At 34.6% G+C, this 26865-nt stretch carries 24 protein-coding genes; 5 read left to right on the top strand and 19 right to left on the bottom strand.

The features are described from left to right. Nucleotides 1–23 precede the first annotated feature (23 nt). The 3 genes from G3A46_RS05945 to miaA are packed head-to-tail and all read left to right on the top strand — an operon-like array spanning nucleotide 24 to nucleotide 3197. Nucleotides 24–1406, top strand: a complete 1383-nt coding sequence (locus tag G3A46_RS05945) for an exonuclease domain-containing protein (RefSeq protein ID WP_165147414.1) — start codon at nucleotides 24–26, stop codon at nucleotides 1404–1406. Between the two features lie 32 nt (nucleotides 1407–1438). Continuing rightward, nucleotides 1439–2293, top strand: a complete 855-nt coding sequence (locus G3A46_RS05940; protein WP_165147411.1) for an ion transporter — start codon at nucleotides 1439–1441, stop codon at nucleotides 2291–2293. Beyond that, complete coding sequence (miaA, locus tag G3A46_RS05935; protein ID WP_277875378.1) at nucleotides 2280–3197, top strand: tRNA (adenosine(37)-N6)-dimethylallyltransferase MiaA; 918 nt, start codon at nucleotides 2280–2282, stop codon at nucleotides 3195–3197. Before G3A46_RS05940 ends, miaA begins: the two co-directional genes overlap by 14 nt. Nucleotides 3198–3234: 37 nt before the next feature. Here miaA and G3A46_RS05930 read toward each other — a convergent pair whose 3' ends face one another. From G3A46_RS05930 to G3A46_RS05840, 19 genes are all read right to left on the bottom strand, one after another. Beyond that, nucleotides 3235–3951, bottom strand: coding sequence for a response regulator transcription factor (locus G3A46_RS05930; protein ID WP_139855135.1), 717 nt, complete (start codon nucleotides 3949–3951; stop codon nucleotides 3235–3237). A 4-nt stretch (nucleotides 3952–3955) separates the two neighbouring features. Further along, complete coding sequence (locus G3A46_RS05925) at nucleotides 3956–5479, bottom strand: HAMP domain-containing sensor histidine kinase (RefSeq protein WP_241836862.1); 1524 nt, start codon at nucleotides 5477–5479, stop codon at nucleotides 3956–3958. Nucleotides 5480–5600: 121 nt separating this feature from the next. After that, the gene (gene coaE, locus G3A46_RS05920; protein WP_165147402.1) at nucleotides 5601–6176 is read right to left on the bottom strand and encodes a dephospho-CoA kinase; all 576 of its coding nucleotides are present in this window, start codon (nucleotides 6174–6176) and stop codon (nucleotides 5601–5603) included. A gap of 13 nt (nucleotides 6177–6189) precedes the next feature. Next, entirely contained in the window at nucleotides 6190–7140 is a 951-nt protein-coding gene (locus G3A46_RS05915; protein ID WP_165147399.1) for a CdaR family protein, read from the bottom strand. Nucleotides 7141–7166: 26 nt separating this feature from the next. Next, on the bottom strand, nucleotides 7167–8168 hold the full coding sequence (locus tag G3A46_RS05910) for a glycosyltransferase (protein ID WP_165147396.1): 1002 nt from the start codon (nucleotides 8166–8168) through the stop codon (nucleotides 7167–7169). Between the two features lie 75 nt (nucleotides 8169–8243). Beyond that, nucleotides 8244–12746, bottom strand: a complete 4503-nt coding sequence (locus tag G3A46_RS05905; RefSeq protein WP_165147393.1) for a GEVED domain-containing protein — start codon at nucleotides 12744–12746, stop codon at nucleotides 8244–8246. Beyond that, entirely contained in the window at nucleotides 12733–12957 is a 225-nt protein-coding gene (locus tag G3A46_RS05900) for a hypothetical protein (RefSeq protein WP_165147390.1), read from the bottom strand. Before G3A46_RS05900 ends, G3A46_RS05905 begins: the two co-directional genes overlap by 14 nt. 88 nt (nucleotides 12958–13045) lie before the next feature. Continuing rightward, nucleotides 13046–13864: an SDR family oxidoreductase gene (locus G3A46_RS05895; RefSeq protein WP_165147387.1), complete on the bottom strand. Its 819-nt coding sequence runs from the start codon at nucleotides 13862–13864 to the stop codon at nucleotides 13046–13048. A gap of 81 nt (nucleotides 13865–13945) precedes the next feature. Then, nucleotides 13946–15598, bottom strand: a complete 1653-nt coding sequence (gene recN / locus G3A46_RS05890; RefSeq protein WP_165147384.1) for a DNA repair protein RecN — start codon at nucleotides 15596–15598, stop codon at nucleotides 13946–13948. 104 nt (nucleotides 15599–15702) lie between these two features. Next, nucleotides 15703–16593 (bottom strand): DUF4835 family protein, encoded by an 891-nt coding sequence (locus G3A46_RS05885; RefSeq protein WP_165147381.1) that lies wholly within the window; start codon nucleotides 16591–16593, stop codon nucleotides 15703–15705. Beyond that, nucleotides 16586–17812: a bifunctional phosphopantothenoylcysteine decarboxylase/phosphopantothenate--cysteine ligase CoaBC gene (coaBC, locus tag G3A46_RS05880; protein ID WP_165147378.1), complete on the bottom strand. Its 1227-nt coding sequence runs from the start codon at nucleotides 17810–17812 to the stop codon at nucleotides 16586–16588. Before coaBC ends, G3A46_RS05885 begins: the two co-directional genes overlap by 8 nt. Nucleotides 17813–17889: 77 nt before the next feature. Then, a complete protein-coding gene (locus tag G3A46_RS05875) occupies nucleotides 17890–18219 on the bottom strand; it encodes a DNA-directed RNA polymerase subunit omega (RefSeq protein ID WP_139855125.1) in 330 nt (109 codons plus the stop codon). Between the two features lie 10 nt (nucleotides 18220–18229). Next, nucleotides 18230–19039, bottom strand: a complete 810-nt coding sequence (bamD, locus tag G3A46_RS05870; RefSeq protein ID WP_165147376.1) for an outer membrane protein assembly factor BamD — start codon at nucleotides 19037–19039, stop codon at nucleotides 18230–18232. Nucleotides 19040–19177: 138 nt separating this feature from the next. Beyond that, a complete protein-coding gene (dapA, locus tag G3A46_RS05865; RefSeq protein WP_165147374.1) occupies nucleotides 19178–20053 on the bottom strand; it encodes a 4-hydroxy-tetrahydrodipicolinate synthase in 876 nt (291 codons plus the stop codon). A gap of 37 nt (nucleotides 20054–20090) precedes the next feature. After that, entirely contained in the window at nucleotides 20091–20606 is a 516-nt protein-coding gene (locus G3A46_RS05860; protein ID WP_165147372.1) for a hypothetical protein, read from the bottom strand. 135 nt (nucleotides 20607–20741) lie between these two features. Further along, entirely contained in the window at nucleotides 20742–22739 is a 1998-nt protein-coding gene (gene ligA / locus G3A46_RS05855; RefSeq protein ID WP_165147370.1) for an NAD-dependent DNA ligase LigA, read from the bottom strand. Between the two features lie 129 nt (nucleotides 22740–22868). Then, the gene (locus G3A46_RS05850) at nucleotides 22869–23459 is read right to left on the bottom strand and encodes a TIGR00730 family Rossman fold protein (protein ID WP_165147368.1); all 591 of its coding nucleotides are present in this window, start codon (nucleotides 23457–23459) and stop codon (nucleotides 22869–22871) included. A gap of 63 nt (nucleotides 23460–23522) precedes the next feature. Continuing rightward, the gene (gene prmC, locus G3A46_RS05845) at nucleotides 23523–24380 is read right to left on the bottom strand and encodes a peptide chain release factor N(5)-glutamine methyltransferase (RefSeq protein WP_165147366.1); all 858 of its coding nucleotides are present in this window, start codon (nucleotides 24378–24380) and stop codon (nucleotides 23523–23525) included. Nucleotides 24381–24430: 50 nt separating this feature from the next. After that, entirely contained in the window at nucleotides 24431–24916 is a 486-nt protein-coding gene (locus G3A46_RS05840; protein ID WP_165147364.1) for a GNAT family N-acetyltransferase, read from the bottom strand. Between the two features lie 28 nt (nucleotides 24917–24944). On the opposite strand from G3A46_RS05840, the gene ribD reads away from it, so the two are divergent. Next, nucleotides 24945–25994 carry a bifunctional diaminohydroxyphosphoribosylaminopyrimidine deaminase/5-amino-6-(5-phosphoribosylamino)uracil reductase RibD gene (gene ribD / locus G3A46_RS05835; RefSeq protein WP_165147362.1) on the top strand — a complete coding sequence of 350 codons (1050 nt, stop codon included), beginning with the start codon at nucleotides 24945–24947 and terminating at the stop codon, nucleotides 25992–25994. After that, nucleotides 25991–26863: an EamA family transporter gene (locus G3A46_RS05830; RefSeq protein ID WP_165147359.1), complete on the top strand. Its 873-nt coding sequence runs from the start codon at nucleotides 25991–25993 to the stop codon at nucleotides 26861–26863. The genes ribD and G3A46_RS05830 overlap by 4 nt, the downstream gene beginning before the upstream one ends. The last annotated feature ends 2 nt before the right edge of the window (nucleotides 26864–26865 follow it).

Genomic DNA, 26865 nt, shown 5'->3' with positions numbered 1-26865 from the left:
TTATTGAATAGTAAGTAAAGTAGATGTACGCAATTTTAGATATAGAAACGACGGGAGGAAAATACAATGAAGAGGGCATTACAGAGATTGCTATCTATAGGTTTGACGGTCATAAAATAGTCGATCAGTTTTCAAGCTTAATTAATCCTGAAAGACCCATTCAGCCTTTTGTGGTTAACCTAACAGGAATTAACAATGAGATGTTACGCCAGGCACCGAAATTTTATGAAGTAGCCAAACGTATCATAGAAATAACAGACGATTGTATTTTAGTAGCGCACAACGCACTTTTCGACAATAGAATATTAACCACTGAATTTGATCGTTTAGGTTATCCTTTCGAAAAACAAACGCTTTGTACTGTTGAATTGGCAAAAAAGTTAATTCCAGATATGCCTTCCTATAGTTTAGGGAAATTAGTACGTGCATTAGGAATTCCTCTTACCGACCGCCATCGCGCTCAAGGGGATGCAAAAGCAACAGTTTCACTTTTCAAAATGTTGTTAGCTAAGGACACTTCAAAGCAAATTATTAGCGAAACAGTTCGAAAAGACCCAAAGAAAAAACTAGATTCCAAATTACTAAATCTTGTAGAAAACATCCCTTCAGAAGTCGGTGTTTACTATATGCTAAATGAAGCGGGTGATGTTATTTATATAGGAAAGAGTAAAAACATCAAGAAAAGACTTAGCCAACATTTTACTAGCGAAAATCGAAAGTCGAAAAGAATTCAACAGCAAGTTAAATCGGTTAGCTTTGAAAAAACAGGAAGTGAACTAATAGCACTTTTAAAAGAATCTGAAGAAATTAAGCAAATTAAACCTATGTTTAATCGTGCCCTTCGCAGATCTTCGTATACACATCAACTAACCTCATTTGTAGATGAAAACGGTTATATAAACTTAAGTATTGAAAAAGCAGATGGCCGTAAAAAAGCTATAATTACATTTAGCAATTTTCAACAGGCAAAATCTGAACTTTTTAAAATTACTGAAGAATATAACCTTTGTCAAAAACTCAATGGTCTTTACGATTCTAAAAAACAATGCTTCAACTACACAATTAAGGAGTGTTATGGGGCTTGTATAAATAAAGAGCCTGCAGAAGAATACAATGCACGAGTTAAAGCATTTCTAGAAAAGAAAAGCTTTGAAAATCAAAATATGTTGATAATCGATCGCGGGCGAGATGTAGAAGAGCGAGCTGTTGTTTTAATTGAAGATGGGAAGTATAAAGGTTATGGATTTTACAATTTAAACCATCAAATTAATAACCCAGAAATACTAAAGACTATTATCAATCCGATGCAAAACAACCGAGATGCACAACATATAATTCAGAGTTATTTAAGAAGTAAAAAAGTACTTAAAACAGTGAATCTTTCAACCAACTCGATTAATAAGTAATCATTGCTTATTTTTATAGTTCAGATATTTATATGAAACCATCCAATAAAAAATCTTGGCGTTACAGGCTACACGAAATTATCTATGAGGCAGACACGCCAATGGGTAAGCTATTCGATATAGTACTACTCATTCTTATACTTCTAAGTGTATTGATTGTAATGCTAGAGAGTGTTAAATCAATAGATTTAAAGTATCACGAATTATTTTATATAATTGAGTGGACAATTACTATCTTTTTTACAATAGAATACATAGCTCGAATAATTTCAGTAAAGAAACCTAAGCACTATATATTTAGCTTTTATGGGATAATAGATTTTTTATCTACAATTCCTCTATACCTTTCATTCATTCTAGTAGGAAGTAATTATTTATTAACTGTTAGAGCTTTACGACTATTACGTGTTTTTAGAATTTTAAAAATCACCCGTTATATAGGAGAAGGAAATAAACTTAAAAAGGCTTTAATAGAGAGTAGGCCTAAAATATTTATTTTCATTTTTGCAGTTCTTATCGTGGCAACTATTGCTGGAACATTAATGTACTTAATTGAAGGAGAAGCGAGTGGTTTTGAAAATATACCCGTAAGTATTTATTGGTGTATTGTAACTTTAACTACCGTAGGCTTTGGTGATATAGCTCCAATAACACCCGCTGGAAGATTTTTAGCAACTTTAATAATGATACTTGGTTACGGTGTAATAGCCGTTCCTACAGGAATTGTAAGTGCTCAATATGTAAGAAAAATTCCGGATGATTTCGTTCACGTAAATACATTATCTTGTAGAAATTGCCTCGAACAAAAGCATAGAGACGACGCAGAATTCTGCCATAAATGTGGGCACAATCTTAATGAAGAACCAAACCAAATTGAAAACACATAATACTCCATTGCTTATTTGTGTAGTTGGTCCAACAGCTATCGGAAAAACAGCAATGGCAATAAAACTTGCGCAAGCTTTTTCTGCTGAAATAATTTCGGCAGATTCTCGACAGTTTTTTAAAGAAATGAACATTGGAACAGCGGTGCCCTCGCCAGAAGAACTGGCAGCAGCTACGCATCATTTTATTCAAAATAAAAGCATTTTTGAAGATTATTCCGTAGGTGATTTTGAAAGAGAAGCAATTGCTTTTTTAGACGAGTATTTCACACGTAAGAATATTGCAATAATGGTTGGTGGCTCTGGATTATATGTAGATGCCGTAGTAAATGGTTTGGATCATTTTCCTGAAGTACCATCAGAAGTAAGGGAAAAACTAAATTCTGAACTCGATGAAAAAGGTATACAACACCTTCAAAGCGAACTTAAAGAAGTAGATGCTTCCTATTATGAAAAAGTAGACATCAACAACCCACATAGGTTAATACGCGCTTTAGAGATTTATAGAGCTACGGGAAAACCATATTCTACCTTTTTAAAGAAAGATTCTATTAAAAGAAATTTCGACACGATATTTATTGGCTTAGAAGCCGAAAGAGAAATAGTTTACGATCGTATAAACCTACGTGTTGACAATATGATTTCTGAAGGACTTATGGAAGAGGCCCAACAATTGTTTAAACACCAGGAAAGAAATGCGCTTCAAACGGTAGGGTATCGAGAGCTTTTTGAATATTTCGATAACAATATTTCTGAGGAAGAAGCTATTTCAGAAATAAAGAAAAACACACGCCGATTTGCAAAGAGACAAAACACATGGTTTAAAAAAAACAAAGATATTCATTGGTTTGATTATAAAACAGACGCTATTGAAATCATCAATTTTATAAATGAAAAAAACGCCTAATAAAGGCGTTTTTTTACACATATCTTACTCTAAAATACTAGTTATCCACTTCGCTTTTTACAACTAAACGGAAACCTTCACCATGGATGTTAATAATTTCAACATCTTCATCTTTCCCGATGTACTTACGCAGTTTTGCAATATATACATCCATACTTCTTGATGTGAAATAGTTATCATCTCTCCAGATTTTAGTAAGTGCTAATTCACGAGGCATTAAATCGTTTTTATGTAAAGCCAAAAGCCTTAATAATTCATTTTCCTTTGGAGATAATTTAATTGGAGACTCCTCTTTATAAGTTAAGAAACGCAACTTTGAATTAAGGTGGAAATTACCAATCTCGAATTCAAACTGCTTACTGTCTGCAATACTATCTGTAGCTTTTCTTTGAATAATCGCTTTTATTTTCATTAAAAGCACTTCACTATCAAATGGCTTGTTTAGGTAATCGTCTGCCCCCACTTTATATCCTTTAAGCACATCTTCCTTCATAGCTTTCGCTGTTAAGAAAATGATTGGCACATCTTCGTTTTTTTCACGAATTTCTTTCGCTAATGTAAATCCGTCTTTATAAGGCATCATTACGTCAAGTATGCAGAGATCAAAATCGTCTTTTTTAAATTTTTCGAAACCTTCCATCCCATTTTTGGCGTGAGTAACGTTATAATCATTCATTGCCAAATAGTCCTTTAATACTGTTCCAAAATTTGGATCATCTTCCACTAGAAGGATCTTTTTGTTTTCTGTTTCCATAATTCTAAGATATTAAGTGTAATTTTATTATAAATGTGCTGCCTTTTCCTTTTTCACTTTCAACATAAATTTCGGCATCGTGATCATCCAAAATTCGTTTTACGTAAGCTAGACCTAGGCCATGTCCTTTTACGTTATGTATATCGCCAGTATGTTCTCTGTAAAATTTTTCAAAGATTCTCTTTTGTACTGCTTTAGTCATTCCAGTACCTTGATCACGGATTTTGAGAATCACACTGTTTTTTACATTTTCTGAGTATATGTCTATTTTAGGTTCATCATCAGAGTATTTTACTGCGTTGTCTAACAGGTTTACAATAACATTTGTTAGATGCGATTCGTTCGCTAACACTGCAGATTTAAGCGCTCCGTAATGTGTTTTTATATAACCTCCTCTATCTTCAACAATTAAGCTTACGTGGCTAATTGCATCCTCTACTACTTCTTGTAGATTAACACGTTCTTTTGGCAAGTCCAACTCATTTTTCTCTAATTTTGAAATGCGAAGAACATTTTCTACTTGCGCGTGCATACGTTTATTCTCTTCTCTTATCATCCCCAAGTAACGCTCTAAAAACTCTTTATTATCCTTTACTTTCGGGTTCTTAAGTGAGTCTAATGCAAGATTAATTGTTGCAATTGGAGTTTTAAACTCGTGAGTCATGTTATTTATAAAATCTGTCTTAATCTGAGAGATTTGTCGTTGTTTATAAATCTGAGAAATCGCACTAGAATAAGCAAGAATAATAACTGCGGTAAATACTAAGGAAAGGATTGCCATTCCTAAAATACTATTCCAAACAAGCTTTTCTTTTCCTGAAAAGTTTACATATAACTCGTAGCTGGCTTGATTGTTATTTTCAAAGAGCGGAACCATGTAAGTACTTTCTTCATCATACTTAAAGTTTTTAGTTCTTACTTTGGTCTCTAGTTCATTACTGTAAACAGCAAATTCGAACTTAGTACTTAAACCTCGTTCTTTTAATTCTTTATTTAATAAATCCTTTATTTCAGAAACACTTATTCTTTTATAAATTGGAGTAAGTGTATTAATCGTACTTACAAAATTTTCGAATTGTTTTTGTTCGTAATCTTTTAATCTAGAAAAAGATTCGACACGTGTTTCCGAAACTGTATTCCCATCTATTCCAGATGATAATTTTGTTTGAGTTTTTCGATTTGTTAGCTTTCTAAACTGAATAGTATCAGTGTCTAAATTTAATAGTCCTGATGAAAGCTTAAAATCCTGCTCTAATATACCATCGGTAAAAATGTATGTTTCATTCGTTGCTTTATTCTGAATCTTATAAGCCAACTCTGTAAAACTCACATTATCTGGCACTTGAATACTATCTACATAAGGCATATAAAGCTTGTAATAAGCTTCAGTTTCTTTTAGTTTAATTTCCTTAGCTACCGACAAAAGCACTTGCTTTGCAGTAATTGTAAATTGATCAGCCTTAGTACTATATGCATTGGAAATCCAATAGCCCTGTACAAAAACTATCCCTAATAATGAAAGGCTCATAAGAGCTATGAGTAAAACAAATAGCTTTTTGTTCATAGCCCCAAAAATAAGATTTTAACATTTAGCTCTTTGTTCATTTAACCAAATGTTAACAAAAGACGAGGCTAGATTTAACGTGGGTTTAACTAAGGGAGAGATGAATTTGGTTTACTAATTTCTGAGTGTCTTCTAAATCAATGTTTTCGATAATAATATCTGCCAATTCTTTCTTTTTAGAATCAGGCCATTGATTTTTAATTCGCTCTTCTACTTGGCTTTTTGTAACACCATCGCGCTTCATTACGCGAGCAATTCTTACTTCTTCTGGAGCTGTGACTAATATTACTACATCACAATTTTTATAACTTCCATTTTCAAAAAGAATAGCAGCTTCTTTAATTACGTAATCACTTGTTTGTTGTTCTCGCCATTTTTCGAAGTGTAAACCAACTTCAGGATGAATAATAGCATTTACTCCTTCTAACAAGTTTTTATCATTGAAAATCTTTTCCGCAACGAATTTACGGTTTAGCTCATCGTTTTGATAAGCTTCATTCCCAAGTAACTTTATTAGCTTTTCACGGATAACGGGGGAAGAATTCGTTAGTTTTTTCGCTTCAATATCAGCGATATAAACAGGAACACCTAAAGCAGCAAACATTTTTATAACAGTTGTTTTTCCACTGCCAATGCCTCCCGTAAGTCCAACTACTTTCATTTGTGCTATTGTTTTATTTTACGATTAAAAGATCAATTTTTTTAGGTTCGAAAACTATATTATAAATATTTTCAGGTTTAGAATCTAAAAATGGAATCATAAACTTTCCCTCTTTATTCATTTTTGAATAGTCGCAAACAACTCTAAAATTATCTTTAGTGAGATTAGCAAATTCATCTACAGAAACGTCAAATTTCAGTGTAATTGTAGAGGGTACTAATTTAATTTCAATATTAGGCGGTAAGTTTACAACTTCTACCGGTAATGTGAATTCTCCTTGTGAAAATTCTGCAACTTTAAGATTTGCAGTAACCTCTTGAGGCTTAACAGCAATAACATCCTCTGATGGTTTACTTATAGCTATTTTTCTTGAAATATTTCTATCTACATTTTTAATTTCGATATGCTCTGTCTCAACGTATTTTATATCACTTATAACCTTTTTAGGTCCAGATATTAATACAGAATCGGGCGTAAATTTTAATGAATCAACGGCTTTAAATCCATTTTTATACGAAATAGATTTTAAAGCTTTAATTGGAACTCTTTTAAGTACAATTGGGTCTAGTTGAACATTTAAGTCTTCAATAGAGAGGTTTTTGATAGCTCTGCTACTTCCAAATTTTAATCCTATTAGCCCTATGAGGTTCTTGTTAGGTATTTCGAATTTAAACTTATTGTTTTCTAAGTAATCTTCGATATTTATTTCTATTGAAGGCTTCTTAACTTTATAATACAAAATTTCGAATCCGTTTGCTGTAAGGTCAAAATCAATATCTCGAACTGCATTTTCTGATAAAGCAGTAGTCTCTGGAATATTTGAATATTCAATTTTGGTATTTAGTGAAGCTGTAAACTCTCGGCTGAATTTTGTAAAAACCCAAAATATGGTTGCTAGGGTTAAAAAAAGTAAAAAACGCTTAACTTTTTTTTTATTAAGGTTTCTAAAAATTCCCTTGAACATATTTAAGTGATTATTAATTTATAAAGTTACTTAAAAAATAAAGATGGAAATTGTTCTTGTGGGTTTTTATTGAGAAGTCCAATAAAAAAACTCGATTTTAAAAACGCTAAACCATACCCAAAAAACTGAATAAAGACTGCTACTACAGATAAAACACCAATATAAACACTTTTATTTTTAATAGATGAGTCAATCAATATTAATACGAGGTAACTTGCTAATGGTATGCCAAGATAAGGAGATAAAAACAGCGCTCCCAAGATTGAAGCTATAGTAAATAACACAAATAAAGTTGGAAACCAAAAAGTGATTTTTGCCGATGAAGGATGCCATTTGCTTAGAATTGGTCTTACCATACCGAATTTCTTAACCTGAATATGAAATTTTTTCCAAGAAATCCTTCTTTTGTGATACACATATGCATTAGGAAGAAAAACAGTTTTGTAGCCAGCTTTTAAAATACGTTGTGATAAATCAGGATCTTCACCTGGATGAATTTTACCGTACCCTCCTGTTTTCTCAAAAACCTCCTTTGAAATTCCCATATTAAAACTTCTAGGTTCAAATGAGTTTACACTTACTTCACTACCTCTTATTCCTCCAGTTGTAAAAAAGGATGTCATGGTGTAATTAATAGCTTTTTGCAGTGGTGTAAAGCTTTGGTGCGCTGCATCGGCACCTCCGAAGCAATGGTAAAATGAATTTTTTAAGAACTCATCAACAGCGGTAAGATAATGCGACGGTAATAAACAATCGGAATCTAATATTATAAAATAATTTCCTTTAGCTCTTTGCATACCGTAATTTCGAGACTCTCCAGGGCCAGAGTTTTCTTTAAAGTAATATGAAATATGGAGCTTATCTGAAAACTCATCAACCACCTCTTCCGATGTTATACTAGATCCATCTTCAACTATCACAATTTCAAAATCACCTGAGTAATCAAGTTCAAAAAAACTATTCAATAGCTCTCTAACCTCCTGAGGACGGTTATATACAGGTATAACAAATGAGTATTTTAATAACATGCGGCAAAGTTACTCAAATAAAAAAAACCACCCGCTTTCGCAGGTGGTCTTTAAATAAAATTAAACCATTAAAACCTAATTTTTAATAACCCTGTAAGTTCCAGTTTGTCCATTAGCAGTTACTCGCATAATGTACGTACCAGTACTTAGGCCTGAAACATCTAATTGTGATGTTGTAGCATTAATTTGGGCATCGATCACTCTCTGTCCTAACATATTGAAAAGAGCAACAGACTCAATGTTGTCTACGCTGTTCATATTCAATATAGTTGTTGTTGGGTTCGGATAGAAAGAGAATCCTTCAATAGTATTATCTGCAACACCTAAGTTAGTTCCATCAATTACTATATCAGTTACAGCACCATTGTTTAATACGAAAACATAGTATGCTTGTCCTGCTACAGTATTAATAGATGCAGACGTACCTGGAGCACATTGGTTAGTGTTTTGGTCTACCAAAGTAAGATCAGTTTCTACTGCATTTTCGTTAGGTGCAGTATAGAAAGTTACTGAACTTGCTCCTCCTGGAGTTACGATGGTTGCTGTTGCAGTTCCATCTCCAGTTGGTACAAAGTTATACCATACACCATTTGCTCCTGTAAGATCACATCCGTTTGGATTACCATCTTCTGTTGTAGCTGCAGGCATATTAACCTGAGGATCTGTATAAGGGAATCCTATTTCGTCTACATCAATAGAGTTAGCAATCTTATCGTTTGGTGGCGGTACTGGTGCACAAGTAATATCAGCTTCCCATCCAGCGTAATTAAATGAACCATCACTCATAAATACAAAAGTAAGGGCTCCACTTGGATGTGTAGAAGTGAATGGTCCAGGAATTGTACTACCCCAATATCCTCCAGGAGGGAATCCACCTGTAGTACCAGGATTTCCACTAGAAATAATAGGAGCAGTTGCATCAGGTCCATCATAAACATATAATGCATCCCAATTAGCTTCCGTTTCAAAAGATAAGAAAGTTACAGTAACAACATCACCTGAAACATCAGGTACTATTGTAGTTGTAATATTAGCAGAGTTGCTATAGTTACCATTTGGTCCTCCATCATCGTAGAATTTATCACCACAAGCTGGTGGAGTTGCAAATGTAACAGGTCCTGCATGAGTACTCAAGCCATCTACGGTTCCACAGTCGGCGACAACATAGAAGTCATAATTCATTCCACTTGTTAAACCTGTAGCAGTTGCAGAAGTTGTCCCTGAAGGAGTAGTTCCTGTAACTACTGGTGTGTCTGTAGTTGGGTTTGCTCCAGCATCAAAAATGTACCAGATATAACCATTACTAGCATTAGGTTCACCAGTCCAAGATAAATCTACAGACGTTGGAGTAATGTTAGTTACAGTAAGGAATGTTGGTTCAGGACAAGTAGGTGGATCTAAAGTCTCTCCTACAGATGCCCAAGCAACTTGAGTAGTAGCTGCAGTTGTTACGATAGGACCAATTAAAGTTGTCATACCTGTACTTAAATCAACTGAACGCCATTCTGCTTGGAATGTATCACCATTAAAGGCAGCCATATAAACTGTATCGGTTGTAGGATCCCATGCCATACCTTGTCCATAGTTTGCAGTAAATCCAATACTACCAATAGGTGTAGAAGCAGCAGTTGCAAGATCTATTGAATGGAAGGTATCAGTAACCAAATCATAAGTATATCCTACTCCAGCTCCGTCAATTGCAAGAGCAATTGGAAGGTCTGCAGCTGGCAAATTCATAGCTCCAACCAATGTAGCAGAAACTGCTACCGGGTCTATAGTATAAAGGCTATTACCAGCAATCGCATAAAGAATTCCAGTAGTTTGGTCGTATTCCATTCCAACCCAGTCTCCAGGAATATTACCTAGTGCAGTATAAATACCTGTAACAACATCGAAAGAGAAGAAATCACCTCCGTTATCTAATACGTATCCTGTTGTTGGATTTGCAGGATCGATTGCACCCGCATTTTCAAAGTTAACTGTTACTGGAGATGATCCAAAAACTTCAGTGTTTTCTGGCGTTGCAACTCCAAATCCGATTAACTCTACGTTTGTGTTATTAACACCATATACAGTAGTTAATGGACCTGGTCCACCACCGCCACCAATTGGCTCACAAGTTCCTTCGAAAGTATAAACTCCTTCTTCTGTTGCAGTAACAACAAAACCGGTTCCATCATCATATGCTTGACCATAACCAATTGTACCAGCTGTTGAATATTCCCAGTAAGTATTACTTCCATCTGTTGGTTCAAGTGATAAACCTATCCAATAAGTGGTATCTGCACCATTTTGTCCAGGTAGGTTTACATCAGCAATGTCAAGAACTACACTCCACGCGTCGAATCCAAAATTACTTCCTATTACTGTTTGTGAATCTGGAACTAAACTTGTTTGTGAAGTAATTAATGCTCCAGGCGCTCCTGAACCATCGTCTTCATAAATAAACACGTCAACATTATCAGCATTAACACCAGAACCTTGAGTTCCAATAAATGCTGTTATCGTGATTGATTCTAAAGTCATATTTTCACCATCGGCAACAGTCAAGTCGTTAGCAACAACACGTCCTAAATTTTTAGTGAAGCTCTTACCATTTTCAAAAGCGTTACTCGGAGCTGTAGTAGCACAAGGACCTCCTGTTCCACCACCTCCAATAGGTTCACAAGTACCCTCGAAGGTATAAACTCCTTCTTCTGTTGCAGTAACAACAAAACCGGTTCCGGTTCCATCATCATATGCTTGGCCATAACCAATGGTACCAGCTGTTGAATATTCCCAGAAAGTATTACTTCCATCTGTTGGTTCAAGTGATAAACCTATCCAATAAGTGGTATCTGCACCATTTTGTCCAGGTAGGTTTACATCAGCAATGTCAAGAACTACACTCCACGCGTCGAATCCAAAATTACTTCCTATTACTGTTTGTGAATCTGGAACTAAACTTGTTTGTGAAGTAATTAATGCTCCAGGCGCTCCTGAACCATCGTCTTCATAAATAAACACGTCAACATTATCAGCATTAACACCAGAACCTTGAGTTCCAATAAATGCTGTTATCGTGATTGATTCTAAAGTCATATTTTCACCATCGGCAACAGTCAAGTCGTTAGCAACAACACGTCCTAAATTTTTAGTGAAGCTCTTACCATTTTCAAAAGCGTTACTCGGAGCTGTAGTAGCACAAGGACCTCCTGTTCCACCACCTCCACCGGCTGCAGTTACATTAATTGTATAATCTTCAGCTTGTCCATAACTTGAACCTGGATCACAAGAATCTGGAGCATAACTAGATAGGAATTTTTTTATAACTCGCATTCTCGTTGGTCCTTCAAGAACCCCAGCTGGTACATCAATAGTACCTGTAGCTTGTTGTCCGTCTGTACCTGTAGAACCAACTATAGTCCCTATTTCATATCTTTCACTCGCATTATCCAAAATACCGTCTTGATTCCAATCTATAAATACAGTAAAACTATTTGTAAAACTTCCACCTGTATTACCTTCTAAGGCAATTGGATAAGACATTCCTTCTTCCATATCACCGCTAATTGCAGTAAAATCTTCATGTGCAGGAGATCCATCAATCGTAGCATCAGAAACATTACTAATTCCTGCTACCTCAACTAAGGTAATAGGCTCTACACCATTGTTAAATTCTAATGGTCCACAATATGGAGCAGGAAAAGATCCTCCACCTCCACCAGAGAGAACTTCAACTTCCCATCCACAAGTATTTACTACTGAAGTGGCGTAAAACTCAAAAGTTAAAGCACCAGTTGTAGATGTAAATACAGCGGATCCATTTGCAGCTATCATCCCTGCAAGCTCATCTGTATCGCTATTTAAGTTGCTATCGTAAATTTGAGGCGAACTTGTGTCTGGACCATCATAAATATTTAAATAATCAAAATTTCCAAATACACTAAACGATAAAAATTCTACAGAAAGATCAGTTCCAGTCAATGTAGTAATTGTAGCACAACCACAGTTAGGATAATCACCAGGATCTCCTGAAGAGGTAGTAGAACAATCACCACCCGGTCCTCCAGTCATACCATCGGATGGGTCATAAAAGAAATCCCCTGCTTCTACTGCAAAAGTTTCAGTTGCACCTGCAGTAGGTATAATTTGAGATAAAACTCTGTTTTGAGTAGCCTGGTTTTGAACGTTAAAATTAGGAGTACCTCTTTGCTGTGCAGCGGCTTCAGCAGCTAAAATCTCAGCTTGCTCTAAAGATGTAAGACCAATGGAATTTTGATATATTGGATTACTACCAACATAGCCATTTGCATTAGCGTGTTCTGACAGAGTAAGTGGCGCATCCGATATTCTTGCGTTATTAGCTCTATTGGAAGATCTTAGATAAATTGGGTTTGTGTTTACCGCACCATTTAATCTAGAATATTCCGAAAGACTAATAGGCTCATCAGAACTGATATTTGAATTAACACCTCTTACACCATTTGTAGTGCTATTTTGGGCCTTAAAATAAGAACGCAGCATTTGCTGCTCCTCTGCCGTAAAATGATCGGAAATAGAACCATTGTATTTCCCGACATTATTATACCTTACCAACAAATCCTGTATGGAGGAGTTGGATTTTTTCTGGACTTCTGTCTTCGTCGTACCGGGGACGGTCGTCGAAGTCGAAGGCTGAGTAACCTGGGCATTCATCGTAAGCGCAAGCAAGCCGATGAAGCACCCAATGAGAGTACTTTTCTTCATAATTTGATAAGTATTTAGTTAATAATACTTTAAATGTATTTAAAATATTGTTAACAAACAAAAGATACAATAACAAATTTGACCATAAAAAGAAAATCCTGTACAGTAAACTGCACAGGATTGATGATTTCGTAAAAAATTTAGATTTTTTATTTCCCTTCAACAAAAGCTTCCATCACGGCGTCGCTTACTCCCATATTAGAAAAACCACCATCGTTATACAAGTTCTGTAAGGTTACTCTTTTAGTAAGATCACTAAACATTGCTACCGTATAATTTGCACAGTCAAGAGCAGTTGCGTTTCCTAATGGCGACATTTTATCAGCATAGCTCATAAAGCCATCAAAACCTTTTACTCCTTGTCCAGCTGTAGTTGGAGTTGGAGATTGAGAAATTGTGTTTACACGCACCTTTTTATCACGCCCAAAGAAATATCCAAAACTACGTGCAATGCTTTCTAAATAAGCTTTATTGTCGGCCATATCATTATAGTCTGGAAATACACGCTGTGAAGCCATATAGGTTAGTGCAATAATACTACCCCACTCATTCATAGCGTCTTTCTGATATAACACTTGCATAGTTTTATGAAATGAGCCTGCTGAAATATCCCATCCTTTATGCGTAAAGTCGTAATTCTGATTTGTATAATGGTTACCTTTTCGAACGTTTACCGACATCCCTATTGAATGCAATACGAAATCTAATTTACCTCCTAAAATTTCAGTTGCCTTAGTAACTAGATTCTCAAGGTCTTCCAAGTTTGTTGCATCTGCTGGAATAACTTCAGAATTTGTTTTTTCAGCAAGTTCTTTTATTTGGCCCATACGTAGAGCGATAGGCGCGTTAGTAAGCACAAAGCTTCCACCTTCTTCATGTACTCGCTCAGCAGTTTTCCATGCTATAGAATTTTCGTCAAGAGCTCCAAAGATGATTCCACGCTTTCCTTTAAGTAAATTATAAGACATATTTTAAATGTTAATAGTTATCAATATATTATAGTGTAATGCTAATATAAAATTACACACTTTGAATCGTAAAGATACATTTTAATTCAATAATTCTTTGGCATTAGCCATCGCTGCTTCGGTTACTTTTTTGCCACCAAGCATTTGTGCAATTTCTACAATTCGTTCATCTGTATTTAATACCTTTAGATGAGTAGTTGTTATATTATTTACATCTTCCTTGTAAATCTTAATATGCTGTTCGCCTTTTGCTGCTATTTGTGGTAAATGCGTAATACTAATCAACTGCATTTTATCACCCATATTTCGCATTATAACTGCCATTTTATTAGCTACTTCTCCCGAAACCCCTGTATCTATCTCATCAAAAACAATTGTAGGTAGTTTTTTATATGAAGCTAATACTGCTTTTATAGCAAGCATTATTCTACTCATTTCACCACCTGAAGCAACTTTTCTCAAAGGGCCAAATGCTAAACCTTTATTTGCAGTAAACAACAACTGCAATGAATCGGTACCATTTCCTTTAAAAGTTTCTGAAGCCACAAGCTCAAATTTAAATTGTGCATTCGGCAACCCTAAAGGAATTAGTGTTTCTTCAAGTTTTTTCTTTAAAACTGGAATAGCCTTTTCTCTCTTACTATGAAGCGAATTTGCAGTTTGTAAAGCCTTAGATCGAAGCGTAGATATTTGCTTTTCTAAGTCTTCAATTTCAGCATCTAATCCTAAAGTAGTATTTACTTTTTCTTCAAGATTTTTTTCTATCGCAATTAATTCTGCAACTGTAGCAACAGCGTGTTTTTGCTGAAGTTTATATAGTGTTTGTAATTTTTCATTTATCCTAAAAAGATCTTCAGGATTAGCCTCAATTTTTTCTGAAGTATTTGCTGCTTCAGCACCTATATCTTCAAGTTCGAGAATAACGCTGTTTAAACGCTCCCATAAACTTTCAAATGATGTTGAAAAACCTTTAATTTTCCCTAATACTATACGAGCTTCTTTGGCTGTAGAAATTGAACCAATTTGCTCTTGGTCTAACAACTGATTTACAGTGACAAACGCTTCTTGAATAGATTCGGCATTATTAAGAGTTTCGTACTCTTCTTCCAATTCTGCTTGATCGATTTTATCAAGCCCTGCTTGCTGTAATTCGTTATAGAGAAAACTATTGTAATCTAATTCTTTAGCAGCTTCTTCCTTTTGGTGTTTTAGCACCGTTAGTTTTTCTGAAACTTTTTTATAGTCTGAAAACTGTGATTGGTAAGTGTTTAATAATTCATCATTTCCAGCCAAAGCATCAATAACTTCCATCTGGAAACTTTCAGAAACCACTTCTAAAGTTTCGTGTTGACTATGAATATCTATTAAATATGGTGATAAGGCCTGAAGTTGAGATAAAGCCACTGGAGTATCATTGACAAATGCTCTTGATTTACCACTAGGCAAAATCTCTCTTCGAATAATAGTAAGAGAGTCGTAATCTAAATCATTTTCTTCAAAAATGGATTGTAAATCATAATTTTCAACTGAAAAATGACCTTCAATTATACATTTTTTTGAAGAATCTTTTATGTTGCTTAAATCTGCTCTTTTACCAAGAAGCATAGCTAAAGCACCTAGAAGTATCGACTTTCCTGCTCCAGTTTCACCAGTTATAATAGTTAATCCCTTTTGAAGATCTACACGTATATCTTCAATAAGCGCATAGTTTTTTATGGCAAGGGTAGTTAACATATTTTAAATGTATGACATTAAAATTAAGTAGTGAGAATTTAAGAAGTTAGATTAAGTAAGAATTAAAATTCTCGCGTTTAACCGTATGTAGCTTAACGTTGAAGTTAATACTTAATCTCAGACCAATTGCTGCGTTTTGTAGGGGCAAGTCTATTTAAGTTTTCTACTAGTTTAGTAATATCAACTTTTGGACCTCCACTGAAAACAGCTTGAATTTCATCGGTTTTTGCATCAAAAAAAGTACGAACTAAATATGAATTTGGACGTCTATCGCTAATTCCTTTTAATCTATTAATAGCATCGGCTATAACTTTTTTCCCTTCTAATTGATTAGACTCCATTTTATCCATTCCTTCACGGTGATACATATACATTACATCGTGAAAATCTTTATAAACAGAAGATAATAAAGCATCGTTATAACTATATCTAGTTTGGTTTCCATCAGTAGCTTTCCATCCAGAATAACTACTAGAAGCTGCAGTACTCGTTATTTGTTTAGCAATTTCAAAATAAGGCTTTCCTCCTTCAGGACTAAACGTATCGGCATCAAGCCCAATTACTGTATAAACGTGAAATGCAATAACCGAAATAAGGTTAGAATCGAATGAGTTAAGATTAAGCGCTAATGGTTCAAATTCCTTATATCTAAAAGTAACCTGCTTGTCGTAATAGTTGTATACAGGACTGTCATAAGTAGATCCATAAACAGGTCTTGAAGATTGTATTTGAAGTGTTCCGCTAAATGTTTCACCTTCGTAACTATTGATCACCAAGGTCATATTACAATCAATTCTTTCTTGGTTTTTATAAACTTTATCTGTCCATTTTGTATTGTTTATAAACTCAAGTAATTGACTCTGTAGTGTGCTAAAAACCTGAAGGTTTGGTTGTCCCGTTTTTTCAGCATCGACAGTTACCGTACAATTTAATTCTTGCGCAGTTGCAGGAACTATAATTGCGGTGCATAGTATAAAAAATAATAGTTTACGCATGGATGTTTTCTATAATATATTCTAAAATATCTTTAGCTACTTCTTTTTTAGGTTTAACAGGGAAAGGCAACATTTTATTGTCTTTAGCTATTAAAGTAACTTTATTGGTGTCCGATTTAAAACCAGCACCTTTATCTCGTAGCGAATTTAGCACAATTAAATCTAAATTCTTTTTTTTGAGTTTCGATTTTGCATTTTCTTCCTCGTTTTGAGTTTCCAATGCAAATCCAACTAGAAATTGCTTTTTCTTAATCGCACCAAGTGAAGCAAGTATGTCTTTTGTTTTTGTAAGTTCTATTGTAAGATTATCCGTTTTCTTTTTAATCTTTTCTGAAGAAACTTCTGCTGGTCTGTAATCTGCAACTGCTGCACTTAGTATTGCGATATCACTTGTATCGAAATATTTGTGAGCCGCTTGATACATTTCTTCTGCCGAAGTAATACGAATTAATTTTACAAAATCATTCTCCAACTTTAATGCAGATGGCCCAGAAATCAGAACAACCTCAGCACCTAATTCCGCTGCTGTTTCGGCAATGGAATATCCCATTTTCCCACTAGAGTGATTTCCTATAAATCGAACAGGATCAATAGCTTCATAGGTTGGACCTGCAGTGATTAGAATTTTCTTACCTCGAAGTGGAAGCTTTCCAAGAATATCGTTTTCTAAGAAAGAAACAATGTCTTCAGGCTCTGCCATTCTTCCTTGACCTACTAACCCACTCGCAAGTTCACCAAAAGCCGCAGGAATCTGAATATTCCCAAAACTTTCTAATTTTTCAAAAGTTTGATTTGTAGTTGGATGCTGATACATATCCAAGTCCATTGCCGGAGCGTAATAAACAGGACATTTTGCAGAAAGATAGCAAGCGAGCAACAAATTATCGCAGCCTCCATTTGCCATTTTAGAAAGTGTATTTGCAGTAGCTGGTGCAATCAACATCAAGTCTGCCCAAAGTGCTAACTCAACGTGGTTATTCCACTGTGCTTCACGATTGCTTTCGGTGTCAGTTTCTTCATTTGTAAAAGAAGAAAACACTTCGTTTTTAGAAAGCGTGGCAAGCGTTAAAGGTGTAACAAATTCTTTTGCAGAAGAAGTCATTACTACTTTTACGTTAGCTCCTTTTTTCACAAGAAGCCTAACTAAAAAAGCTGCTTTGTACGCGGCAATCCCGCCGGTAATGCCAAGCAAGATATTTTTCCGGTTCAAAACAGACATTATCTAATTTTTCAAATTATAAATATATAGCTCAAAGCTAAAATAATTTTCAACTTTGAGCTATTTCTTTTACACTTTTACTCTACTACTTCGTCAGCAGTATTTCTGTAGTAAATTTTATTTTCTAACCATTCCTGCACTGCTAAAGCGTGTGGTTTTGGTAATCTTTCGTAGAATTTTGAAACCTCTATTTGTTCTTTGTTTTCAAAAATCTCCTCTAAACTATCGTTATAAGTTGCAAACTCATCTAGTTTTTCTAAAAGCTCTTTCTTAATATCGCCATTTATTTGCGTAGCTCTTTTCGAAATAATAGAAATAGCTTCGTAAATGTTGTTTGTTGGAGCATCAATTAAGTTTTTGTCTAAAGTGACAGTGTTAACAGGTGCTTCTGAGTTTTTAATATCCATAGTAAATTAATTAAATAGTAGGTGTTGTTTCTTCGGTTACAGTTCTGCGCTCTATATCTTCATATATTTCAACAGCTTCAGAGGCTAGATCTGTATCCTTGTAATATTTCATGAAATTTTTATAGTGTCCTTTTGCTATATCTAATCGCTCTTGCACCAAACTTGGAATACTATTTATTGCAAGTTTATAAGCTGAAACAAAACGATTAAAAAATGCTTCTCTTCTATAAATAGATCCAGGATTATCTGTTATAAAGTTATCGAAAGCTTCAATTGCAGACTTGTAATCCTCTACATGCAGATATTGCACTGCAGTTTTGAATTCTTTTTTCTCAAGTTTTTCACGCAATTCAGCAACAAGTTCGTTAGCTTCCATTCTCTTATCAGAGTTTGGATATGTGTTTATAAACTCCTGAAGTTTTTCCAACCCTTTATGAGTATCTCTTTGGTCTAATGAAAACCTAGGAGAAAGTTCGTAAAAACTTTTTGCCGATTTAAACGATGCAACCTCAACACTATCACTTTGTGGATAAGCTTGCGTAAAACGCTCAAACTGATATCCAGCACGGTAATAATCTTCTAAGTTGTAGTACGTATTTGCATAGATAAACATTAGTTTTTCACCTTGTGGTTTACCTCTATATAACGGAACAATTTGTTCCATCAATTTTAAACCTTTACGGTATTTACCCATTTGATAGAGCGAATCTGCAAAAGCGTATTTCTTACCAATATCATCCTTACGCAACACCTCTTGGTATTGGCTACAAGATGAAAGTAATATTGTAAGACAAAGTATTATAAAAAAAGGTAATCTCATGGGCTTAAAAAACATCGTGCAAAAATAGGCAATTAAACGGGATTCAACAAAACTTATTATTACGCTAAATTATTGCCCTAAAAGCTATTATTTGCACACCTTTTGAAAAATTTAACGCAATACCGAATTCTAATAGATCTAGAACTCCTGAACGAAAGAATCTATTTTGGCGCTCAATCCATCACTTACACCAACTAGAGGCAGCCTTACAGTATCATTACAAATTCCTAATTTTTTGAATACAGCTTTTATTCCAGCTGGGTTTCCTTCTGCAAAAATATAATCGATTGCAGGAGCAATTTTATAGTGAATTTCATAAGCTTCATCTACTTTTTTATCAAGACCAAGTTTCACCATTTTTGAAAATTCTTTTGGAAATCCTTCTCCTATAACCGATATAACTCCAGCACCACCAGCAAGTACCATAGGTAAGGTAATCATATCGTCGCCAGAAATAACTAAGAAGTCTTTTGGACAGCCAGAAATCAATTTCATAGCCTGAACAATATCTCCTGCAGCTTCTTTAATCGCCACAATTTTATCAAAATCATTCGCTAAACGAATTACAGTCTCAGGCAACATATTTGATGCTGTTCTACCAGGAACATTATATAAAATCACAGGAAGTGGAGCTTCTTTTGCTATGGCAGCAAAATGCTGATAAATTCCTTCTTGCGTTGGTTTGTTGTAAAAAGGAGACACTGAAAGTATTGCAGTAAAAGCAGAAAGATCACGTTGATTCATTTCAGCAATAACCTCATTAGTGTTGTTACCTCCAATTCCTATAACTAAAGGAAGTCTTCCGTTGTTTGTAGAAACTACGGTATCAATAACCAACTGCTTCTCTTCTTTAGACAAGGTCGCACTTTCTGCTGTAGTTCCAAGAACTACTAAGTAATCGATACCATTATCAATATTGAAGTTTACTACATTTTTAAGTCCTTCTACATCAACCGAAAAATCACTCTTAAATGGGGTGATTAACGCAACTCCAGTCCCTATTAATTCTTTCATTTTAGTATTTTATTATTTATTAAGATTACAATGTAATCTATATTTTTTTTAAGATTTTTAGATATTTAGTTACCTCAGCTTTAAAGTCAGCTTTACTTTTCGGATCTACAGCCAACATCAAGTCAAAAAGTCTTTCATCTGCCCCATTAAATCCTATTTTAAACTTTGCTTTGCTTTGAGCAATTAAGGCATCTAAAAAATCATTTTCCGTATTTGTAAACCCAATTAATACATCAAAATCGAAATCGAGAAATTCTTTAGCTATTTGATTATTAATATCACCTCTCCAGTTAAACTCTTTGTTGGTAATTTGGTTTTGCCTTAATGTGGGTAGCTTTCTTCGGGTTTCCATAAAAGTAAAGACCCTAATATCTTTTCTTTGCAAACCAAGGGAGGCTCCAAAATCATAAAATCTTTCAAAGTCGTCAAAATAAGATTCATCAACCAGAAAACCTAAAAACTTTAATGGCGCATTTCTCTGAGAAAAATCGCGTGATTCTAAGCTTTTTTCAGTTTGATTTTTTAAAGATTTAAGTTTGATTTTTTTCAGCATTGAAAGCATAATTTCGCCCCTCAAAAATAATATATTAAAGGATTATTTGACCTTCAAATTGAAATTCATTTTTGAAGATTTTTATTCCAAATTTATCGCGGTTTATTTTTGAAAACTTTTAACCTATATTTCCTATTAAAAGCCAATCATTTCAAGAAAATCGTCTTCAGAGATAATTGCCACACCGAGGCTTTCAGCTTTTGTTCTTTTACTAGGTCCCATATTGTCTCCCGCTACTACAAAATTTGTTTTAGAAGAGATAGAACTTGAAACTTTCCCTCCATTATCTTCAATTAGCTTTTTGAGCTCATTACGAGAAACCTTTGTAAAGACACCAGAAACCACGAATATCTGTCCGTTTAAAGTGTCTGTTTGATTGGCTAGTTCGTCGGCAGAAATCTCTAGCTGAACGCCGTAGCTTTTCAATCTTTCAATAATAGTAAGGTTTTCTTCGGAAGCGAAAAACGACACTACACTTTGAGCAATACGTTCTCCAATTTCATCTACAGTAACTAAATCTGCTTCCGAAGCATTAATTAAAGCATCAATCGTTTTGTAGTGTTTTGCTAGTTTTTTAGCCACTGTTTCTCCAACGTAACGAATTCCTAAGCCAAAAAGAACTCTTTCAAAAGGTATTTGTTTTGAAGCTTCAATCCCGTTTACAATATTTTCGGCACTTTTTTGCGCCATTCGCTCTAACGGAATAATTTGTTCAGATTTTAAAAGATATAGATCTGCGTAGTTATTTATCAATCCATTGTTTACCAACAATGCAACCGTTTCACCCCCTAATCCTTCTATATCCATCGCTTTTCGCGAGATAAAATGTTGAATTCTACCAATAATTTGAGGTGGGCAACCTTCGGCATTAGGACAATAATGTTGCGCCTCACCTTCTGAACGTACTAACGGTGTACTACATTCTGGACACTCACTTATATATTGAGTGGGCTGCGAATTAGGGTCTCTTTGCGTAAAATCCACTCCAATTATCTTCGGAATAATCTCTCCTCCTTTTTCTACAAAAACCGTATCTCCTTCTCGAATATCGAGTTTTTCAATCTGATCTGCATTGTGAAGCGAAGCTCTTTTTACAATAGTTCCAGCCAATTCAACCGCCTCTAAGTTTGCAACTGGGGTAATTGCTCCAGTTCGCCCAACTTGATAGGTGATTTGATTTAAAACCGTGGAAACCTGCTCTGCTTTAAATTTATAGGCCATTGCCCAACGTGGGGATTTTGCTGTATAGCCCAACTCTTCTTGTTGTTGAAGATTGTTAACTTTTACAACAACCCCATCTGTTTCATAAGGTAATTCGTGACGGTGAATATCCCAATAATTAACAAAAGCCAAGACCTCATCCAAACTTTTTGCCAGCTTGGCTTCAGTTGGCACTTTAAAACCCCACTGTCTTGCTTTTTCTAAACTCTCAAATTGGGTTTTTATAGGAAGCCTTTCCCCCACTAAACTATACAACAAACATTCTAACGGACGTTTAGCCACTTCGGCACTATCTTGAAGCTTTAAACTACCCGAAGCGGTGTTTCGTGGGTTTCTATAAGGTTCTTCTCCTGCCTCTACTCTTTCGGCATTCATCTTTGTAAAACCTTCAAAAGGCAAAACAATTTCACCTCGAATTTCAAATAATGGCGGATAATCTCCTTTTAATTGTAAAGGAACAGAACGTATGGTTTTTACATTTGCCGTAACATCATCCCCCTGAAAACCATCACCACGAGTAACAGCTTTTACAAGCTTACCATCTTCATAAGTAAGACTTATTGAAGCTCCATCGTACTTTAGCTCACAAGTGAATTCCACATTGCCATCCACCATTTTTTCAATACGCTTTTCCCAATCTTCTAAATCTTCTTTTGAATAAGAATTATCCAAAGAATACATTCTGAAAGTATGCGGAATGGTTTTAAAATTTTTAGTGATTTCACCACCAACTCTTAATGTTGGTGAATTTGGATCGTGAAATTCTGGATGTGCTTTTTCTAAATCTTGAAGTTGTTTCAGTTTTTGATCAAATTCAAAATCGGTAATAGTTGGATTATCAAGCACATAATAGTTGTAGTTATGCTCTCTTAACTCGTTTCGAAGCGATGTAATTTGCTGTTCAATATTCATACAACAAATATAAAACTAAAGCACTATTATAAAAGAGAAGAGACCTATTTTACACATCGAAAAAAACAAAACTCCTCTAATTCATTCTTAAAACCTTAAATTAAAGAACAACTTTGATAGAGATAACTCCTACGTTCTATCTTCATTCAACCATTTTGGCTGATCTGTAGGCTTAAATTTCTCCATTTTATTAAGAAGTTGCTGAGGATTAGAATCTACTAAAAGCAGATTGTAATTATCCATAGACAGGAATCCTTTACGCACCATGGTTTCCAGCATTTTTATAAGATCGTTATAAAAACCATTGACATTTAATAATCCAATTGGTTTTGAATGCAAACCAAGCTGAAGCCAAGTGATAATTTCAAAAAGCTCTTCTAAAGTTCCCATTCCGCCAGGTAGTGCAATAAATCCATCGCTATTTTCCTGCATTTTTAATTTGCGTTGATGCATATTATCGGTGGTTATGAGTTCGGTAAGTCCAAGGTGAACAACTTCCTTTTTCTTCAAAAAGTTTGGAATAATCCCCATTACCTTTCCTTTGTTATCCAAAACGCTTTTTGCTATAACTCCCATCACGCCAATCTTCGCAGCTCCATATACCAATGTTATATTTCTTTCAACGAATATTTTTCCTAGTTTTTCAGCAGCAGCAGTTATTGCAAGGTCATTACCTTCACTACTTCCACAGAAAACACATATTTTTTCAAGTTTATTCATAATCAAATCTCTTTGCTCGGTTTTATTGGCTTTTTGTGCTACAGGCATCGAATTTTAAGTAGACTACTTAACACACTTCATCATGCGATCTTTCCCAAAAATATCTTTTTTCACCTCTATTTTTTTAAATCCTTCATCCTTTAAAAGCTGAATCATTTCATCAGCAAGGTACTCATTAATCTCGAAAAATAGTTTTCCGCCAGGCTTTAAATGTATTTTTGCTAAGCGTGAAATTGATCTATAAAACAGCAATGGATCACTGTTAGTCACGTATAATGCAGAATCCGGCTCATGTCTTAAAACATTTTCCTGCATCAATTCTTTTTCCAATTCCCGCACATAAGGTGGATTGGAAACTATAATATCGTAATGTTCTGGAAGTGCTGTTACTTTTAAAATATCTGTTTGAAAAAAATCAACATTTACATTATTAATTTCTGCATTCTCAGAAGCGACCTTTATTGCCTTTTCTGAAATATCCAACGCAGACACTTTAGAATTTGGAAGGTTTTTAGCTAAAGAAATAGCAATACAACCACTCCCCGTGCCTATATCAAGAATAGAAGTGGGCTCAGAATGCTGAGTGGTGGTTTTATGATTAGAAATTATATAATCTATCAACTCCTCTGTTTCTGGACGGGGAATTAAAGTGTATTTATTCACTTTAAATGGAAGTCCATAAAATTCTGTTTCTCCTATTATATATTGAATAGGCTCGTGATTATTAAGCTTAAAAAGCGCAATTTGAAACTTATCATAATCGTTTGCTGAGACTTCTGTTTCGGGATTTAAAGCAATATTAACCCGAGAAAGATTCAGGTATTCTTCAGAAAGTATATAGAAAAAAGATTGAATTTCTTCCGAAGGATAAAGTCCTGAAAGTTGTTCGTGAAAATAATTTTTTAATTCTGAAATTTTCAAAAGCTGTCTTAGTTTTTACTTGAAATTGAATTTTGATAATTATATGGAATTTACAACGATTTCAACATATGTACTTGACAAGAATAATGTCCCGTATCCCCCATTCTAGTTTCAATATATTCAAATCCCGATTGTTTGTAAAGTTTCTGAGCTTGAGTCATATATTCCATAGTTTCGAGATATATTTTCTCATAACCAAAATCCCGCGCTTTTGACAAACAAACTTCCATCATTTGCGTCCCAATACCTCTTCCTCTTGCTTCGGGTAAAAAATACATTTTCTGAAGTTCACAAACGTTGCCGTCAAAATTATCCAATTTAGCAATTCCCGCGCCTCCAATTACTTTATTATTTACTTCAACTATAAAATATGCAGTTTTGGGTTTGTTATAGGTTTCATACATACAATCTAAAGCAGTATCAGCATAGGCGGTACCAACTTTTGGCACGTTGAAATCCTCCAAAATAGCACGTATTACTTTGGCAATTTGAAGATTATCACTCTTTTTAATAAGTCGGATAATTGGTGTGTTCATTCTAATTAAAACCTTGTATTTTTACGCTGTGAAGATACACGAAAAATATATGTTGCGATGTATACAACTCGCTAAAAACGGACTAGGAACTACCTATCCAAATCCTTTAGTGGGAAGCGTTGTTGTACACAATAATAAGATTATTGGCGAAGGCTGGCATTATCAAGCAGGACAACCACACGCTGAAGTTAACGCCTTAAAAAACATAGAAAATCGAGAACTCTTAAAGGATAGTACAATATATGTAAGTCTAGAGCCTTGTAGTCATTTTGGAAAAACTCCACCCTGCGCCAATCTAATTGTTGAATCTGGGATTAAAAAAGTGATAATTGGGAGCTTAGACCCTAATCCTCAAGTTGCCGGCCGTGGAATAAAAAGACTAATAGAAGCTGGATGCGAAGTAATTGTTGGAATTTTAGACAAGGAATGTGACGAGCTTAACAAGCGGTTTTTTACGTTTCACACCAAAAAAAGACCTTATATTTTCTTGAAGTGGGCGCAAACAACGGATGGCTTTATCGCTCCAAAGAGCGAAACTCGAAATGAAAAAAAACCAGTCTGGATAACAAATAAATTTTCGCGACAAATTGTGCATAAAATGCGAGCCGAAGAACAGGCAATTTTAGTCGGCACTAATACTGTTTTAGAAGACAATCCAACACTCACAGTAAGAGATTGGTATGGCAAAAATCCATTGCGAGTTATTATCGATAGAACCTTAAAAATTTCGCCAGAAGTTTCAGTTTTTGATGGGAGTGTAAAAACTATTGTTTTTAACAATAAAGAGAGCAAAATTTCAGATAACATTGAATTTGAGAAATTAGATTTCAAAAAGAATATTCCACAACAAATCTCTGATGTACTTTTTAAAAATAACATTCAATCTGTAATCATTGAAGGAGGTTCAAAGACTTTACAATCATTCATCGACGCGTCACTTTGGGATGAAGCGTATGTTTTTACAGGAAAGAACACTTTTAGCGAAGGAATAAAAGCTCCTATTTTTAAAGGCGATATTTCTTCGGAAAAAATGATAAAGGAAGACACATTAAAAATATTTAAAAACCCTAGCATTTGATAGCGCTTCTCTTTAGCATACTTTCTTCCACAATGATTTTTGTGGTTTTTAAGCTTTTTTCACGTTTTAAAATCAATACTTTTCAAGCCCTTACGTTTAATTATGTTACTGCTTGTATCTGCGGAATTATCCTTCAAGAAAATTCAATAAAATTTTCTGAAGTACCACAATTTGAATGGTTTCCCTTTGCCCTTGGTTTAGGTGGATTATTTATTTTGGTTTTCAACCTAATGGCGATAACAACACAGCGAAGTGGACTTTCGGTGGTTTCAGTAGCCACAAAAATGAGTGTAGTTATCCCAATTCTATTCGGGTTATTATATTATAAAGAAAGTCTTGGATTTTTTAAAATTATTGGAATTATCCTCGCTTTAATTGCTGTGTACCTAGCTTCTATCAAAACTAAAGATGGAATTAAAATAAAATTATCAAATTTTATTTTTCCTGTTCTTGTATTTTTAGGGAGCGGCACTATAGACACAACTATCAAATATTTAGAAGGCGAGTTTATTGCTAAAAACGATATCCCAATATTTTCAGCAACAATTTATGCCATGGCTGGCCTTATTGGATTTGCAATACTAATATTTCAACTAGTTAAAGGAAGTTTTAAGTTTGAATTTAAAAACTTAATTGGTGGAATTGCTTTAGGTGTTCCAAACTACTTTTCCGTTTACTTTCTAGTTGAAGCCCTGCGCAGCAATATACTTGAAAGCTCTGGAGTTTTTACTGTAAATAACGTTGCGATTGTAATGACTTCAACAATGTTAGGTATTTTACTTTTTAAGGAAAAGTTATTGAGAAAAAACTGGATTGGAATTGCGTTGGCTGTGCTAAGTATATTATTTATAGCTTTGGAAAAATGGTAGTT

It is taken from the genome of Aequorivita sp. KMM 9714, assembly GCF_011065475.1.
Classification (GTDB): domain Bacteria; phylum Bacteroidota; class Bacteroidia; order Flavobacteriales; family Flavobacteriaceae; genus Aequorivita; species Aequorivita sinensis.
Note: the sequence above shows the minus strand (reverse complement) of the source record. Positions and strands in the feature narration are given on the sequence as shown.